The sequence below is a fragment of the Alteromonas algae genome (assembly GCF_049117195.1).
Classification (GTDB): Bacteria; Pseudomonadota; Gammaproteobacteria; order Enterobacterales; family Alteromonadaceae; genus Alteromonas.
Window position 1 is genome coordinate 1,824,638 of record NZ_CP185260.1, and the last position, 16,850, is coordinate 1,841,487.

Annotated in this window: 14 protein-coding genes; 3 read left to right on the top strand and 11 right to left on the bottom strand. The window is 44.1% G+C overall.

Annotated elements, in window-relative coordinates:
* Positions 1-151: 151 nt before the first annotated feature.
* Complete coding sequence (gene cysK, locus ACOJRU_RS08250; protein ID WP_421134536.1) at positions 152-1,117, bottom strand: cysteine synthase A; 966 nt, start codon at positions 1,115-1,117, stop codon at positions 152-154.
* Positions 1,118-1,318: 201 nt separating this feature from the next.
* On the opposite strand from cysK, the gene ACOJRU_RS08255 reads away from it, so the two are divergent.
* Together ACOJRU_RS08255 and ACOJRU_RS08260 are read left to right on the top strand one after the other, a co-directional pair.
* Positions 1,319-2,155 (top strand): AAA family ATPase, encoded by an 837-nt coding sequence (locus ACOJRU_RS08255; protein ID WP_421134537.1) that lies wholly within the window; start codon positions 1,319-1,321, stop codon positions 2,153-2,155.
* Positions 2,155-3,336 (top strand): vWA domain-containing protein, encoded by a 1,182-nt coding sequence (locus tag ACOJRU_RS08260; protein ID WP_421134538.1) that lies wholly within the window; start codon positions 2,155-2,157, stop codon positions 3,334-3,336. The genes ACOJRU_RS08255 and ACOJRU_RS08260 overlap by 1 nt, the downstream gene beginning before the upstream one ends.
* Before the next feature lie 95 nt (positions 3,337-3,431).
* Here the strand turns inward: ACOJRU_RS08260 and ACOJRU_RS08265 are convergent, their stop codons facing one another.
* The 8 genes from ACOJRU_RS08265 to cmoA form a co-directional block, all read right to left on the bottom strand.
* The gene (locus ACOJRU_RS08265; protein ID WP_421134539.1) at positions 3,432-4,805 is read right to left on the bottom strand and encodes an MATE family efflux transporter; all 1,374 of its coding nucleotides are present in this window, start codon (positions 4,803-4,805) and stop codon (positions 3,432-3,434) included.
* Complete coding sequence (glp, locus tag ACOJRU_RS08270) at positions 4,802-6,046, bottom strand: gephyrin-like molybdotransferase Glp (protein WP_421134540.1); 1,245 nt, start codon at positions 6,044-6,046, stop codon at positions 4,802-4,804. Before glp ends, ACOJRU_RS08265 begins: the two co-directional genes overlap by 4 nt.
* Before the next feature lie 195 nt (positions 6,047-6,241).
* Positions 6,242-7,996, bottom strand: coding sequence for an alpha-amylase family glycosyl hydrolase (locus ACOJRU_RS08275; RefSeq protein ID WP_421134541.1), 1,755 nt, complete (start codon positions 7,994-7,996; stop codon positions 6,242-6,244).
* A 5-nt stretch (positions 7,997-8,001) separates the two neighbouring features.
* On the bottom strand, positions 8,002-9,225 hold the full coding sequence (locus ACOJRU_RS08280; RefSeq protein WP_421134542.1) for a glycosyl transferase: 1,224 nt from the start codon (positions 9,223-9,225) through the stop codon (positions 8,002-8,004).
* Between the two features lie 12 nt (positions 9,226-9,237).
* A complete protein-coding gene (locus ACOJRU_RS08285; protein ID WP_421134543.1) occupies positions 9,238-10,047 on the bottom strand; it encodes an HAD-IIB family hydrolase in 810 nt (269 codons plus the stop codon).
* Complete coding sequence (locus ACOJRU_RS08290) at positions 10,047-10,916, bottom strand: kinase (RefSeq protein WP_421134544.1); 870 nt, start codon at positions 10,914-10,916, stop codon at positions 10,047-10,049. Before ACOJRU_RS08290 ends, ACOJRU_RS08285 begins: the two co-directional genes overlap by 1 nt.
* Positions 10,917-11,010: 94 nt before the next feature.
* On the bottom strand, positions 11,011-11,994 hold the full coding sequence (gene cmoB, locus ACOJRU_RS08295) for a tRNA 5-methoxyuridine(34)/uridine 5-oxyacetic acid(34) synthase CmoB (protein WP_421134545.1): 984 nt from the start codon (positions 11,992-11,994) through the stop codon (positions 11,011-11,013).
* A gap of 53 nt (positions 11,995-12,047) precedes the next feature.
* Positions 12,048-12,776 carry a carboxy-S-adenosyl-L-methionine synthase CmoA gene (gene cmoA / locus ACOJRU_RS08300; protein WP_421134546.1) on the bottom strand — a complete coding sequence of 243 codons (729 nt, stop codon included), beginning with the start codon at positions 12,774-12,776 and terminating at the stop codon, positions 12,048-12,050.
* A 173-nt stretch (positions 12,777-12,949) separates the two neighbouring features.
* On the opposite strand from cmoA, the gene ACOJRU_RS08305 reads away from it, so the two are divergent.
* On the top strand, positions 12,950-13,585 hold the full coding sequence (locus tag ACOJRU_RS08305) for a response regulator transcription factor (protein WP_421134547.1): 636 nt from the start codon (positions 12,950-12,952) through the stop codon (positions 13,583-13,585).
* 39 nt (positions 13,586-13,624) lie between these two features.
* Here ACOJRU_RS08305 and ACOJRU_RS08310 read toward each other — a convergent pair whose 3' ends face one another.
* Positions 13,625-14,317, bottom strand: coding sequence for a CAP domain-containing protein (locus tag ACOJRU_RS08310; protein WP_421134548.1), 693 nt, complete (start codon positions 14,315-14,317; stop codon positions 13,625-13,627).
* Positions 14,301-16,763 (bottom strand): acyl-CoA dehydrogenase FadE, encoded by a 2,463-nt coding sequence (gene fadE, locus ACOJRU_RS08315; protein WP_421134549.1) that lies wholly within the window; start codon positions 16,761-16,763, stop codon positions 14,301-14,303. Before fadE ends, ACOJRU_RS08310 begins: the two co-directional genes overlap by 17 nt.
* Positions 16,764-16,850 lie beyond the last annotated feature (87 nt).

The window sequence follows — 16,850 nt, forward strand, 5'->3', positions numbered from 1 at the left end:
ACACAATGTTACCTTTTTATTATTATAGTCGGCTATGTTGAGGGCTACTCTAAAACGCTTTTGCGTTATACCAGTTGATGGGCGGTTAATCAAATAACAAAAAAGCGAGGATTTCTCCTCGCTTTTTGATGTAACTTACGTGTAATGGTGGTTACTGAACTTCTTCTTGCTCGTCAAATGTGCCTGCAAATAACGGCGAGCTTAAATAGCGCTCGGTACCGCTAGCGAGTAACACTACTACGATTTTGTCTTTATTCTCTGGACGCTCGGCGAAGCGTTTGGCTGCGACTACCGCTGCACCTGAAGAGATACCCGCTAGAATACCTTCTTCTTTCATCAGTCGATGGGTCATTTCCATACATTCTTCATTCGTCACTTGCTCAACTTCATCAATCAAATCAAGATCTAAGTTTCCAGGGATAAAGCCTGCACCAATACCTTGAATCTTATGCGGGCCTGGTGTCAGCTCCTCGCCATTTTTAGCCTGCGTGATAACAGGTGAGTCAGTCGGCTCGACGGCCACTGAGGTGATGGCTTTGCCTTGCGTGTTTTTAAGGTAGCGAGAAACACCGGTAATGGTACCGCCTGTACCTACACCGGCAACGAATGCGTCTACTTTACCTTCCGTATCATTCCAGATTTCTGGGCCGGTTGTTTTTTCATGAATAGCAGGGTTAGCTGGGTTATCAAATTGCTGAAGTAATACATACTTTTCAGGGTCGGACGCAACAATTTCCTGAGCAGCCGCTACTGCGCCCTTCATGCCTTTAGGCGCTTCAGTAAGTACGAGATTTGCACCTAATGCTTTTAATAGCTTTCTTCGCTCCAAACTCATGCTGCTAGGCATCGTTAATGTAAGCTTGTAGCCGCGAGAAGCAGCAACAAATGCAAGTGCAATTCCTGTGTTACCACTTGTAGGTTCAACTATCTCTTTACCGTCACCTAGCACGCCGCGCTGTTCGGCATCCCAAATCATGTTTGCCCCAATGCGACATTTAACGCTAAAACTAGGGTTACGCGACTCAATTTTCGCGTATACGTTTCCAGAGGTTACGCGGTTAAGTTTTACCAGTGGCGTGCGGCCAATTGAAAGTGAGCTATCGTCAAATACTTGCATTTTTAATCCTTACTAATGAGAGAAACCCAAAAGACATGGCCGTTACGACCCTTTTAATAGTTAATAATTCATAGTCTAAATTTGGGATTTTCGTTATACCCCTATATCATTGGCCCCAAATGCGAAAATGCAAAGTGCTTTTTCGCTATATGTTATTTTTATTTTACATGACGACGCAGAATTTGAAGAGGTGAATCAATAATGGCTTTTAGTGGCACGTCTAATTACATCGCAACCAAAGACCTACAGCTAGCGGTAAATGCCGCTATTACACTAGAGCGTCCGCTACTGATAAAAGGTGAGCCTGGAACGGGTAAAACAATGTTAGCTGAAGAGCTGGCAGAAAGTTTAGGGACCGATCTTATTCAATGGCATATCAAGTCAACCACAAAAGCCCAGCAAGGGTTGTACGAATATGATGCGGTTTCTCGTCTAAGAGACTCGCAGCTTGGTGATGATCGTGTACACGACATTGGCAACTATATTGTTAAGGGTAAGTTGTGGCAGGCCTTTACTGCCGAGAAACGCCCGGTACTATTGATTGATGAAATTGATAAAGCGGATATCGAGTTTCCCAACGACTTATTGCTTGAACTCGACAAGATGGAGTTTTTTGTTTACGAGACGCAAGAGCGTGTTGTCGCTAAACAGCGTCCGATAGTGATCATCACATCTAACAATGAAAAAGAACTACCTGATGCATTTTTACGTCGATGCTTCTTCCATTATATCCAATTTCCAACACCTGAAGAGATGCAGTCAATTGTCGATGTCCATTTCCCTAACTTGAAAAAGACATTGTTAGACGAAGCATTAAAAGCCTTCTTTAACGTAAGAGACGTTCCAGGAATAAAGAAAAAGCCGTCTACTAGTGAACTCATTGACTGGCTCAAGCTATTAGTGGCTGAAGATATTCCACCTGAAACCTTACATTCAAAAGAGGGTAAAGCGGCAATCCCACCACTTTATGGCGCATTGCTTAAAAATGAGCAAGATATTCACTTGTTCGAAAAACTGGTTTTTATGGCGCGTAGATAATGTTGATTCAATTCTTTTTCACGCTACGACAATATCAAGTCAAAGTCAGTCTTCGAGAGCTGCTAGATTTACTTAAAGCTATGGAAAAGCATATTGTTTACGCCGATCTAGAAGGGTTTTATAGCCTTGCCAGAACAATAATGGTTAAAGATGAAACCCAATACGATAAGTTTGACCGTGCTTTTGCCGCTTACTTCGAAGGCGTTGAATCTATCGATCTATTTGGGAAGGATATTCCTGAGGAATGGCTACGTAAAGAAATTGAAAAGCATCTTAGCGAGGAAGAACGAGAAGCGTTACGACAAGCGGGTGGTCTTGAAGCGTTAATGGAAACCTTAAAACAACGCTTAGAAGAACAAGAAAAGCGGCATCAAGGTGGCAACAAATGGATAGGAACGGGCGGTACGTCGCCTTTCGGCGCTTATGGTGATAACCCTGAGGGCGTAAGAATAGGTCAGAAGGGCAACAGGAAATTTTCTGCGGCGAAAGTATGGGATAAACGTACGTTTAAGAACCTATCTTCAGACGTAGAGTTAGGCACAAGAAATATCAAAGTCGCGTTACGTAAATTACGAAAATTTGCTCGCACCGGTGCCAGTGAAGAACTTGATGTTGCGACGACGATTGGTGAAACCGCAAGAAAAGGCGGCATGCTAGATATACACATGACACCTGAACGGCACAATGCGGTTAAGGTGCTGATGTTTTTTGATGTGGGCGGCTCAATGGACCCCCATGTTAAATCAACGCAAGAGCTTTTTTCAGCGGTACAGACAGAATTCAAATACCTTGAATACTTTTACTTTCATAATTGTGTTTATGAAGGCGTGTGGAAAGACAACGCAAGGCGCGATAAAGAGCGTATTTCTATATGGGATATTATCCATCGTTACGGAAAAGACTACAAAGTGATTTTCGTGGGCGATGCAACCATGGGGCCGTATGAAATTACCTACCCAGGGGGAAGTGTTGAACACTGGAATGAAGAGGCCGGAAGTGTATGGATGGGCAGATTACTCCAGCACTTTACGAATGCGGTGTGGTTGAACCCACAACCCGAAAACTATTGGTCTTACTACTCATCCGTGGCAATTATGAAAGATATCATGGAAGACAGGATGTTTGGGTTAACCCTTGAAGGATTAACAGCAGCCATTAAGGGGCTTAGTCGAAGCCGTTAAAACATCCAAGTGTCTTTAACGCTGAACGTGAGGGCAAAGCGCAGCTGGCCTCGCCCTCATAATCATTTAATAGCAGCAATCTTGTTGGTATTACGTTACGCGTAACTCTTATTTTGAATGTAATTACCTCGTTGAATATAGTAAAGCCGCGCACCTAGCATCACTGCTGCAGCAGAAAGCCCTACAATAAAGCCTATCCAAAACCCTGCCGCTGACATGGGCTCTGCGGTTATCCAACTTGTTCTACCTAAAATAACGCCGGTTGGAAGCCCAATGAGCCAATAAGAGATAAACGTAATAATAAACATCCAGGTGGTATCTTTATATCCGCGAAGGGCATTCGCTGAAATAACCTGTACCGCATCGGATAATTGAAATAATGCTGCATAGATAAGCAATGCTGTAGCCATCTGATAGACGTCGATATCGTTGGTATAAAGACCAATAATGAATGATTTTGCAGTAAGCGTAAATGTTGCGGTCACGGCTGCGGTGACAAAGCCAATTAAAATAGCACACTGCGCCGCAATTTTTGCCTGGCGATAATTTTGCTGTCCAATTCTATACCCTATTCGAATAGAGGCGGCCATACCGATACTCATTGGACACATAAACATTAATGCTGAAAAATTAAGCGCGACCTGGTGTGCTGCCACGGTTGTCGCACCGAAAGGGGCAAGCAGTAACGCAACGACGGCAAACAATGTGACTTCAAAAAGCAGCGTCATCGCAATAGGTAAGCCTAACGAAAACGTGCGTTTTATTGCTGGAAAGGATAGTGGGTAACGCTGATTAAATAGCGCATATTTTGCGAGCGCGGGGCTGTATCGCACATAGATAAAGGTGGCAATTAGCATGGTATAAATAACAATGGCTGTTGCCACTCCACAACCAGCTCCCCCCATAGCAGGGATTGGGCCGACGCCATAGATAAACAAATAGTTACCGACAACGTTCGCCATAAGACCTATCACGGTAATAAGCATGGTAGGTTTGGTTTTACCTAAGCCTTCACAGTAGTTTCGAAGCCATTGATACAATGCAAAGCCGGGCATTGCCAACAGTACATAGACGACATAATCAACTGTGATGGTGTGTAGCGCGTCCTCCATTGGAAAAATCGAGACAATAGACTCGGTAAACGGAAATAGAGCAGCGATAGCGATACCGACAAAAAATACGAGGTAGCCAGCTTGTTGACTGGCTTGAGCGATTGAATCAAATGATTTATTGCCATGAAGCCGAGAAATGATAGGAGGTAGAGCGAGTGCTATTCCTTGAATAAAACACAATAGCGGAATAGTGATACTAAAACCGAGGGCAACAGCAGCCATGTCGGTCGCGCTATAGCGTCCCGCCATGATCGTATCGCTTACGCCCATCAACATCTGCGTTATTTGTGCAATCAGCAGTGGCCACGCAAGTTTAACGATGCTCTTACCTTCTAGCAGGTAACGTTTATTGTTCACGCTTGATATCCTATTAACGGACTATGTAAATCAAAAGGAAGTACTGAAACCGTTTCCCCTTCAGCAATCTCACTGGTTTGTTCATGAATAATCATAAAACAGTTAGCTGCGGTGATAGAGGTCATTACGCCAGAACTTTGTTTTGCAAACGGAGTAACAAATAAGTTACCAGTGTCATCTTGCTGTAGTGTTGCACGTTGAAAGTCCCGTCTACCGGCTTTTCGCTTCAATTCACATGTTATTTTGGCATTGAGGGTAAGTGGAAACGTGATGTTTTGTTCACCTTGCATTCTTCTAACGATTGGCAGCATTAACAGCTTTGCCGTTACGAAGGCCGACACGGGGTTGCCTGGCAGACCACAAAATAACGTATTGGCGATGTTGCCTAGCGCGAAAGGTTTACCCGGTTTAATGGCAAGCTTCCAAAATGTAATACTGCCAAGCTCCTCTATGATATCTTTCACAAAGTCTGCATCACCTACCGATACACCGCCGCTGCTTACCATGATGTCAACGCGTTCGCTCGCATCACTAAACAGTTGGCGCAATGTAGCCTCATCATCTTTTACAATACCGAAGTCTACAATATCAACGTTTAGTTGAGATAAGGTTGCCGATACACCTAAACGATTTGATTCAAATATTTGCGTAGGTAAACGTGTTGTGCCCGGTGCGGCAAGTTCACTGCCTGTAGCCACCACACCCACACGTACCTTCTTAAACACAGCGACCTTTGCTACGCCTTGTGAAGATAACAACATTAAATGCTCTGGCCGAAGCCTTGTTCCTGCGCTAATCAAGCAATCACCAATTGCAATATCATTAGCTTTTCGCCTAATGTTTTCACCGTCTTTTGGTACATTGTTGATAAGCACTTTACCGTCTGTACTGCTTGATGTGTTCTCTTTCATTACGACGGCATTCGCACCCTCTGGTAACGGGGCACCGGTCATTATCTTTATCGCGCTGTAGGGGATAAGCGCTTCGTTTGCTGCCATCCCAGCGGTTACCGTACCTTGGATAGTAAGGGTATTGTGTGCGGGCATCGCCTTTGTGTTAAGGGCAAAACCATCCATCGCTGAATTGTCCCAAGGAGGTACATCTTGTGTAGCGATAATGTCGTGAGCACATATTCGACCATGGGCGTGAAGAATATCTACCTGTTCAGTTTCAGTAACGACAGGCGTAGCACGCATTGCGTTTTCAAGGGCAGCGTCTAATGATAGCCATTTGCTGGACATGTTATGCACTCGCTATGTGTAAGAAAGTCGCGAATTATCACTTAAATGAAGCAATAAACCAATGGGATAAAAGAGGAAAAGTAAAAAGGGTGGGCCACGTAATGTCTAGAATAAAAAGGCAGCGCGACCTATCAACGGATCCCACTGCCTTTGTTTTATGTGTAAGCTTAACGCCGCTAACACTTTGGGTTGTGTTTATTCGAAGTCTTGATTACTTATCCACATTACCTGATAAGGCGCAAGCTCCATAAAACCTTGCTCGGTGCTTACTTCATCACGTGTCACTAAATCAATCCAATTGTCCGTGCCAATTAAATTGATATCGGAAAGTAGAATAGATTGTGGTTCGTCTGAAATATTGCTGATGCAAAAAATACTTTGCTTACGATCTAGACTTTGACGCCAATACCCAAATACTTTTTCACCTAACTGTAAAGTAAACTGTGTAGCATTAGGATGAAAAGCGGGTTGTGCTTTCCTGATACGGATAAGTTGCGACACGCGTGTTAGCACTTTATGGTGCTGAGAGTAGGGTGAATCTAATAATGCTTCAAGCTCACTTAAATCCCAACGTCTGCGATTAATTGAGCGATTCTGCCCCGTATTCGCCACTTTTTCGTAGTCGTTAGAGGTACCTAATAAACTATGAATATAAATGCCGGGGATCCCCTCCATACCAAGCATAATTGCGTGGGCACATATAAACCTATCGGTTTGAAACTTATCAGGCCCTTTAACCGTGCCTTGCAGTGCATCGAACAGCGTAATGTTTATCTCATAAGGCTTTTGCTGACCATGATCAGAGGCGCGCCATGAAATCTTGCCTCCGAAGTTCTGCATAGCATGAACGAGATCTGAAATCTCTTCGTCGCTAAGTAACCCTTCGGCAGGTCGTAATCCAATACCATCGTGAGAAGCAATAAAGTTGAAATATGCCGTCCCGTTTTGTGCAGGAGGCATACTCATCATCCAGCTTTTCAAATAGGTGCAGTTGCCTGATACCAACGTATTTACCAACAATGGCGGTAATGAAAAGTTATAAATGGCGTGAGCTTCATTAGCATTACCGAAATACGTGAGGTTTTCACGATTTGGAATGTTGGTTTCCGTGATAATAATAATTGACGGGTCAACATGTTCAATAAGCGTTCTTAGAAGCCTAATGACCTCGTGAGTCTCTGGCAAATTGATTGATGTCGTGCCAACAATTTTCCATAAGAATGCAACGGCATCAAGACGAAAAAGCTTCGCGCCTTTATCGATATACAACTTGATAATTTCAACAAACGTCAGCAGCACATTGGGGTTTCTAAAATCAAAATCGACCTGATCGTGACTGAAGGTACACCATACATGCTGTATCCCATTCGCCGTTGGCGTTTCGCGTAGCAGTGGCGATACCCTAGGGCGGGTGACCATGCTTAAGTCATTGCTTGGATCGCTGGTAAAGAAAAAGTCCTTACCAGTGCCTTCTCCTTTGATAAAGTTATCGAACCAAATACTGCGTGCAGAGCAATGGTTGATCACCAGGTCAGTCATCAAGCCATAGTCTTTTGCAATAGCCTCAATATCATCCCATGTACCCAATGACTCATTGACACTCGAATAATCGATAACCGAGAAACCATCATCCGAGCTGTAAGGAAAAAACGGCAATATATGAACGTTATTAATCGTGTTTTTGCAATATTTATGAAGAAAACGATTGAGCGTAACCAAAGGACGCTCATCTTTTTCAATGACACTATCGCCGTAGGTGATCATGATAATGTCATCCTGATCCCAATAGTTAAAGTGTGATTGAGGATTGGCAATATCGCTAGGCTCTACGATACCTATCGCGTTCATCAATGAGGTGGCTATGTCAGATGTGCTGTCTTTTAACGGCACATCGGCATAAATCATATCAAGATGATGTGTGACTTTTTCGTGAAGCACTTGCCATGTCATATTATTTACTCCATAAACTCTGCGGTATCAGCGTCAACGGCCTCCAGCAAGCGGTCTAAAATGTCTGGTACGGCACTGGTTACGCGATTCCAACTTGGAATAAACGGGGTTTCCATTGGATTTGCTAGAAAGTTTTCGCCCGCTTTCATGATATTACTTGCAAACATTTCTACTGCTTTTTCTTCGCTGTGAATGTCCAAGGTTAGTCCGTTCATTACGGCATCGTTGTGATATGTCTCAATAAAGTCTAGCGCAATACGGAAGTAGGTGGCTTTTATCGAGCGGAACATTTCGTTACTAAACGTATAACCTTGAGTTGCAAGCTTTCTAAATATGGCTTTGGTGATATCGATAGACATCTTTGATAATCCACCCTCGTCATTGTGCAATGACAAATCTTGGTGTTTATGGTCGTAGATATCACAGATATCAGCTTGGCATAAGCGGTTGTGAGAGTAGTTGCGGTGCATCTCAGACAATACGCCAATCTCTAACCCCCAATCACTAGGAATGCGAATATCATTGAGCACATCACGTCTAAATGAGAATTCACCTGCAAGCGGGTAGCGGAAGCTGTCCATAAACTCTAAGTATTCGTTATCACCCATGATGCGCTTTAACGCGCGTAACAATGGCGTCACGAGAAGACGTGAAACACGGCCATTAATCTTGCCATTAGCAACACGCGCATAATACCCCTTACAAAACTCATAGTTGAATGACGGGTTCGCCACAGGGTATATCAGTTTAGCCAATAAATCTTTGTTGTATGTCACAATGTCACAATCATGCAATGCCACTGATTCTGCACGATTAGAGGCCAGTACATAGCCCATGCAGTACCACACGTTTCGACCTTTACCCAACTCTTTAGGCGCTAGTCCTTGGGCCTGCAATTCATCATCTAAGGCTTTTAAGCGTGGGCCATCATTCCATAGTACGCGATGATGCTGTGGAAGCTTACCAAAGAATTTCAGCGCATGTTTGTACTGGTCTTTTGTTGCTCGGTCTAAGCCAATAACAATTTCAGACAAATAAGGCACAGCGGTGAGTTCATTAACAATATTTGGTAGCGCATCGCCTTCTAATTCAGAAAACAGCGATGGTAAAATTAGCGCCATCGGGCGCTTTTGCGAAAAGCGGAGTAATTCGGCTTCTAGTTCCTCTGTCGGTCTGCGAGAAAGGTTATGTAACGTAGTAACCACACCATTTTGATAAAAGTCAGCCATGTATCCTCCTGATCATAGGGAAAGCAATTGAGTAAGCATTTCGTTCCAGCCTTCAGGGCCGGGTAGGGTGCTGGTATAAACCTCTTCTTTTTTTACAGTAGGCGGAGGGTTTACCGGTGATAAAATTCTAACTGGCAGATGCGCAGCTTCTAACATCGCGATATCATTCTTTCCGTCGCCTAAAGCGACGGTAGTCACGCGTTCGTTATGTTGTTTTTGGTATTCGTTAGCTAACCATGTAAGGGCTTGCCCTTTATCACAGTTGCCTGAAATATGTATAAATCGGCCTCCTTCTAACGGGTAAGCGCCACGCTCTTTAACAGCGTCAATGAAGGCGAGTTTCCTTTCATGCGTACTTTTCCATAAAACCGGTTCCCCGAATTGGCGCTTAGCGGCAAGCGACGCAGACTGTTCATCCAGTCCCGTACACGCTTGAATCTCTTCAACGCTCATCTTTGAAAACTGATCATACTCACCCGAAAAGTCTTGGTTAATTTTGTTTAGCAACGTTATCCAATAGTTTTTGTTCGAAATAAACGCCTTACACCAATATCCGTCAACCCATAATGTCCCGGCAGGCTTTTGCTTAAAAAAGCCATGAGGGATATAAATAGCCGCGCCGTTTTCAACAATGAATGGGCCATGCAATCCAATCTTTTCTCGCAATGGCTGCAATTCTGCAAAGGTCTTGCTGGTAGTAGGGACGACCGGTATTTGTCGTTTTTCTAATGCGTCGAGCGCTGGTTTTGCCGCCTCAAATGAATAAGTGTGATGGTCTAACAGTGTGCCATCCATATCGGTAAAAACGAGCGTTTTCGTCATTACTTAATTTCCTGATTAGTTATCTGTCTATTTTCATCAAGGCTAAACACCGTATCACAACGCGCCGGCAAGTGTTGAAGCGCGTGTTCGGTAAGCCGTTGATAGTGAGCAATGAAGCGAGAGATTTCATCATCGCTCATGACTTTATTGCCCTTAGTTCCCGCCGTCTCAGCGAGCTTATGCTCTTGCTCCAACCGCCACTTATAAACGCAATCGAAACTCGGCGCTTTAAGCATAGTAGTGTAGTCCGCTAGACCAAATAATGTTTGGTAACTACCCCCTAATTCAGTATTCACAAAGCGTCGCCAAATACATAGCGGATCCTCGTCTCTTTCGAGCTCATTAATTGCTTCTTTTAATTTACTGTCGTCTTGAGGTGGCAACCCAACACACCATCCTTCAAGAATAACCATGTCAGGAGGGCTAGTAACAACGGGCCATTGCTCGTGGGGGAGTGGGTCGTCGAGTGACTTTTCAAACCGAGGTAACGCCACATTGCCAGGTTTATGCAATGCATCTAGTGTCTTAAGTGCAAGCGTAGTGTCGTGGGTGCCCGGCACGCCACGCGTTTGCAGTAATGGGTGTACTTTTATTGCGAGTGCGCGTCGTTCTGATTGGCTTAAATAGAAGTCGTCTATTGAAAGTGAAACGACCGACTTGTCGTGCTCGCTCGATAGATAGGCACTCATGAAACTTGTCAGCGTAGACTTTCCAGAGCCCTGGCAGCCATTTATCGCAACAATAAATGGCTTGCTTGCACTCTTTTGGTGCTCAAGGACGCGATCACATAGCGGTATGAACCAATGTTGTGCAGTTTCTGCGTAGGCGCTTGGTAACTTGTGCGTCTTAAGAAACCCGTGAATATCCATGTTGTCACCCTATTGCGTACTGTTTTAGTACAATTTAACGGTTAAGAGTTACAACATTTATGCCAACATCTACATTTACAATATTGGCTATTGATTATTTACGATTGGCAATAATTACGGCTCGTCTTGGTGCAGGGTATCCCTCTATGGTTCGAGTAATATCTTCAGGGTCGAGAAAATCTTTCAATGATTGTGTATCCATCCATTCGGTCGTCCGTTGTTCATCAAGTGTTGTGTCATTGACGTCTACAACCCGAATATTTTCGAACCCCAACCGCGAAAGCCAAACGGTGAGTGCATCAGTACTTGGGAGGAACCAAACATTGCGCATTTGCGCATACCTTTCTCCCGCCATTAACACCGTAGTATCATCGCCTTCTACCACCAATGTTTCTAACACCAGTTCTCCGCCTTTGCGCAATTGATCTTTCAATTGAGTTAAAAACTGCATGGGATCTTTTCGATGATAGAGCACGCCCATGGAAAAGACGGTATCAAAGGCGTGTAGCGGCTGCATTTCTTCTATACCTAATGGCAAAAAATGGATGTCAGCGTGTGGAATGAAATGTTTGACTGCTTGAAATTGAATAAGAAAAAGCTGTGTAGGGTCGATGCCGATTACACGGTTCGCGTGTTCACCCAACATACGCCACATGTGATAGCCACTACCACACCCTACATCAAGTACGTTTCGTCCTTTCAATGGACTTATGTGACTGACTACGCGCTCCCACTTCCAATCAGAACGCCACTCGGTATCGATATGTATGTCATGGATATAGAAAGGGCCTTTACGCCATGGCATAAACTGTTTAAGTAACCCGGCAGTTTGTTTCTGTGTATATTCGGTGATATCCGATGATGCGCCCACTTTAACCGCGTCTTTTATGTCAACGGAAGAAGGAGACGTTTCGGGAAGCTTAGCGAGCAGTTTGCACCACTTATCAAATTCGCCATGCTTACGTGTTTTTTGCCAAGCGTCCAGCTGTGCGGGAAGCGTTTGAAGCCAGTGGCTTAAATTCGTATCTAACAATGAACGGTAGCATTCGTTAAACCAAGATTGTTCCGCTTTACTCATGGGGGTCTCTTACTATTTTGATTATTGTCGAGTGATAAGAACGAGTGCCGTCGCTATTTAATCGCTACCAACGAGGTAAAATTAAAGCACTTAAACCACATTACTACATCAGCAAACCCGACGTCTTTCAATCGCGTTTCGTGTTCTGAAAACGTATCGGTAAGCATGACCTTTTCTAAAGATGCACGTTTTTGACTTACCTCTAATTCGCTGTAGCCATTGTTACGTTTAAATTGATGATGCAAGTCGACTAACAGTTCGTTACCAGAAATAGTAGGGTGCTTTATTTTTTCAGAAATCACTAAAACACCGCCTTCATTCAACCCATCGTAAATAGACTGTAGCAACACTTTTCTATCTGCTGGAGGAATGAACTGAAGTGTAAAATTCATGATTACCATTGAGGCATTATTTATGTCAGTGTCTTGGGCGTACTGTTGAAGTATTGTCACTGGGTTTGAAAGTGCAAACGCTTGCACCATTCGTCTACAGCGGTTAACCATTGCCTCTGAACTATCAACACCAACGATATTGCACGGTATACCTTGAGTGGCACGTGCAACAGATAAACTCGCAGCCCCCAAGGAGCAGCCCAAATCAAAAACATTGCTATCAGGTGTAGCGAAGGTCTTCGCTAACTCACCAATGGTGTGCACAATGGTCTCATAGCCCGGCACTGAGCGCTGGATCATGTCAGGAAAAACATCTACTACTGACTCGTCAAACTTAAAGTCAGCGACTTTCGTAAGCGGTGTAGCGAAAATGTTGTCTTGCTTTTGCACAAATAATACTCAATATCTGATTCAGAGTGGTAATTTTACCGTTACTTGCGTAAATGCCAATGAAAAACGTTAAAAAATAACAATTAACTGACATTTTTTTATTAAAAGGGTTTTCCAAGTTAACCTAAAGTATTAACCTATGCGCAGATGAAAAAAAGGAAGCAGTATTGCTAATGACAAAAATATTAGTTGCAGACGATCACCCATTGTTTCGTGAAGCGTTGAGTGGTGCACTAGCGCCATACTTTGAAAATGCCCAAATACTAGAAGCAGGAACTCTTGAATCGGCTGTTTCTGTATTAAATGATCATGATGGCGTAGACCTCATACTGCTCGATTTAAATATGCCAGGTTGTGAATATTTTAACGGCATTATTACGTTGCGCGAGTTGTTTCCTAACATGCCTATTGCAGTGATTTCTGGTAGCGATACCATCGAGGTCGTAGCTCAAGTAATGAGCCTTGGTGCAGATGGTTTTATCCCAAAGGTAACGGCTACGAGAGAGATAGCCCAAGCTATCGTCGATATTATTGGCGGTAAAAAATGGCTTCCTGAAGGGACAGATGAGCAACTTGATAAAGTTGATGACGAACTTAAGGTGTTGTTGCAACGTTTTCGAGAGCTAACGCCAAAGCAAATTCAAGTGCTGTCTTTTCTTCGTTCAGGGTTGATGAACAAGCAAATTGCTCACGAGATGAACGTTACCGAGGCAACAATCAAAGCACATATTAGTGCTATTCTTCGTAAGCTAGAAATTAACACCCGCACACAAGCTGTATTGTTAATGGATAAGCTCCAGCTAAACTAATTCGTAAAGCAAGTTTATAGAAAAGCCGTAGACGTTAGTTTACGGCTTTTTTGTAGGTGTCAGTCTAATCTCTCCGCCCTTTGTAACAATATCAAGCCCTTTATCGGGAACATCACTATAACTACCACCGAGCTCATCAGAATGAAGCTTGGTGACATAAACAGCCCAGTATTCGATATGGGGCGTACTATAATCTTTGTAAAACGCGACGCCAATTTGGTCTTGTTCTTGATAAAAAGGAATTTCAGCTAACAAGTGCTGCCTATGATCCTTTGACACTTTTAATGCATGCCAAACGCTTTTAGCCGTTTGATAGCCACCTGCAAGCGCTTCAACTTGGTTGCTCATCGCATCTCCGTAGTAATCTGGAAGCGTGAGTCCCGCGTCACGTAACCGGCTATTTGGGCTTCCACCTAAAAAATGTGATACCAGCCCGCGTTCCGCCATATCCTTAGCTTTTTGTTCTGCCACCTCGACTAGCGTAGGGTTGCAAATAAGGGAAGGGCGCGTCTGTTTTGGGTCGTTGTATATTAACGATGCCAATGCTTTCGCTTCGGGGGTATTGCCACACACAAAGGGGTTACCCGTGTTTTTAGAAACGTTAGGTTGTTGTGCTGGTTCAGCATTTACGTAACAGGCCGCTAATCCAAAATAGAGTGCGGTTTTTATGGTTAAAAAAAGGCCGCTAGTGCGACCTTTTTTAAGAAGTGTTGAATTAAGCAGCTTTGCCACCTTGTTTCTTTTTAGCGCTATTTGAGTTCACCTTAGCAATTAATTCCTCATGATCAAAGTCATCGACATTAATTGTTCTCAAACGACCCGCTTCGGTTTTACGAAGTAGCGATGCTTCATCTTCATCAATGATGCCATCTTTCAGCGCTTCATCTGCAAGCACGTCTAAGCGAGTAAAAGGTAGCTTCGCTTTTTTGTGTTTACAAATACGCTCAAATACCGGCTCACTAGCAAGAACGTCATCAAGGGTTTGCTCTAAATCGCCGAACAGGCTGCCATCTTCACGTGACAAGTATTGTCCGTAGCCTAGTCGGCTTCGAGCACTCGATGGCGTTTGAAGCATTTGTGCAATAGCATGTTCTGTTTTATCAGACGGCTTACCCACACGACGCCCAAACGGAATGACCATACCGCGTAAAACAACGGCGATGGCCTTGTTAGGGAAGTTTGCAAGAAAATCATCGATTGCCGTTTCTATATCGTGCAATGTATTTTGCATTGCCCAATGAAGAAGCGGTAAATCTTCTTGTAAACGGCCGTCTTCGTCAAAACGCTTCAACGTAGTACTGCCCATGTACAAACCACTTAAAATATCGCCTAAACGCGCTGATAACCGCTCACGACGTTTTAAATCGCCGCCCAGAACGCCCATAGATACATCGGTAAGCAATGCTAGGTTGGCACTGTAGCCTTGAAGCAGCTTGTAGTAACGAGACGTATCATCAGTGAAAGGGGCACTACTAAACGCGCCACCAGTTAATGAGAACCATATACTACGGACGGTGTTAGAAACTGCAAAACCAATGTGACCAAATACGGCTTTATCAAAAGCGCGTAGTGCATCTTTTTTGTCTTCAATTGATGCGGCTTGAATTTCTTGTAACACAAACGGGTGACAACGCATCGCGCCCTGGCCAAATATCATCATGTTACGGGTAAGAATATTCGCCCCTTCAACCGTAATGGAAATAGGCACACCCTGATAACCACGACCCAAATAGTTATTTGGCCCAAGCATAACGCCTTTACCGCCATGAATATCCATCGAGTCGTTAATGATTTGACGCATTTTTTCAGTTAAGTGGTACTTACAAATTGCTGAAATAACAGAAGGTTTTTCACCCAAATCTACGCCTACGGTAGAAAAGCGCGTAACGCCATCCATTAGATAGGCGTTACCACCTATGCGCGCTAGCATTTCTTCCACACCTTCCATATGACCCACTGGCATGCGGAACTGACGACGAATACGTGCGTATGCGCCTGTCGCGAGCGACACGGATTTAGCACCGCCTGCCGCCGAAGATGGAAGCGTAATACAACGACCTACTGACAAGCATTCCATAAGCATGCGCCAGCCTTTTCCGGCCATAGACGGACCACCAATGATATAATCGATAGGAACGAAAATGTCAGTACCGTGAATAGGCCCGTTTTGGAACGGCGTATTTAAAGGGAAATGACGACGTCCAATCTCTAACCCTTTCGTATCTCGTGGGATAAGCGCACACGTGATACCTGGGTCCTTATTATCGCCCAATAAACCATCTGGATCTTGCAGTTTGAATGCCAGACCAATTACCGTGGCAACAGGCGCAAGGGTGATGTAGCGCTTGCTAAACGTAAGACGCATCCCTAGCACTTCTTCGCCGTTGAACTGGCCTTTACAAACAACGCCCACATCAGGGATTGCGCCAGCGTCAGAGCCAGCTTCAGGGCCAGTAAGGGCAAAGCAAGGTACCTCTTCACCTTTAGCAAGGCGAGGAAGGTAATAGTCTTGTTGCTCTTTAGTACCATAGTGTTGAAGAAGTTCACCAGGGCCTAATGAATTAGGTACTCCAACAGTGCTCGACAATACTGCGCTTACACCGGCAAGTTTTTGAAGCACACGAGATTGCGCATATGCTGAAAATGCTAAACCCCCGTATTGCTTTTTGATAATCATGGCGAAGAACTTATGTTCTTTTAAGAATGCCCATATTTCTGGCGGTAAATCTTGATCTTGGTGATTAATTTGCCATTCATCAACCATAGAGCAGACTTCATCAACTGGGCCGTCAAGGAACGCTTGTTCTTCTGCGGTTAAACGCCCTTTAGGGATACGGTGTAATTTCTCCCAATCAGGTTTACCACTGAAAATATCGCCGTCCCACCATACCGTGCCAGCATCAATCGCTTCTTGCTCAGTGGTCGACATCTCTGGCATAACCTTACGGTAGAATGCCAAAAGCTTGGTGGTAATGTATTGCTTACGAACATTTGCCACAGCGAATGGTACTGTAAGGGCAAGGTAGACTACCCATCCAAATAAACCAATGTCGCCGAATAATGTGCCTAACACCATGACGCCGCCACCTAACATGACTGCTGTCATTAAACTGGTTCGTTGATAACTGGCAACGGCCAGTGCCAACACGACCAGTAAAAACCATATAAAATCTGCCATACATCACTCCTGAAAAGGCGTTTAAATAAAACGCAGGTCACCCCTAATTGTGGGCTAAAATCTACAAATAAGCCCACTTTCTGGCTC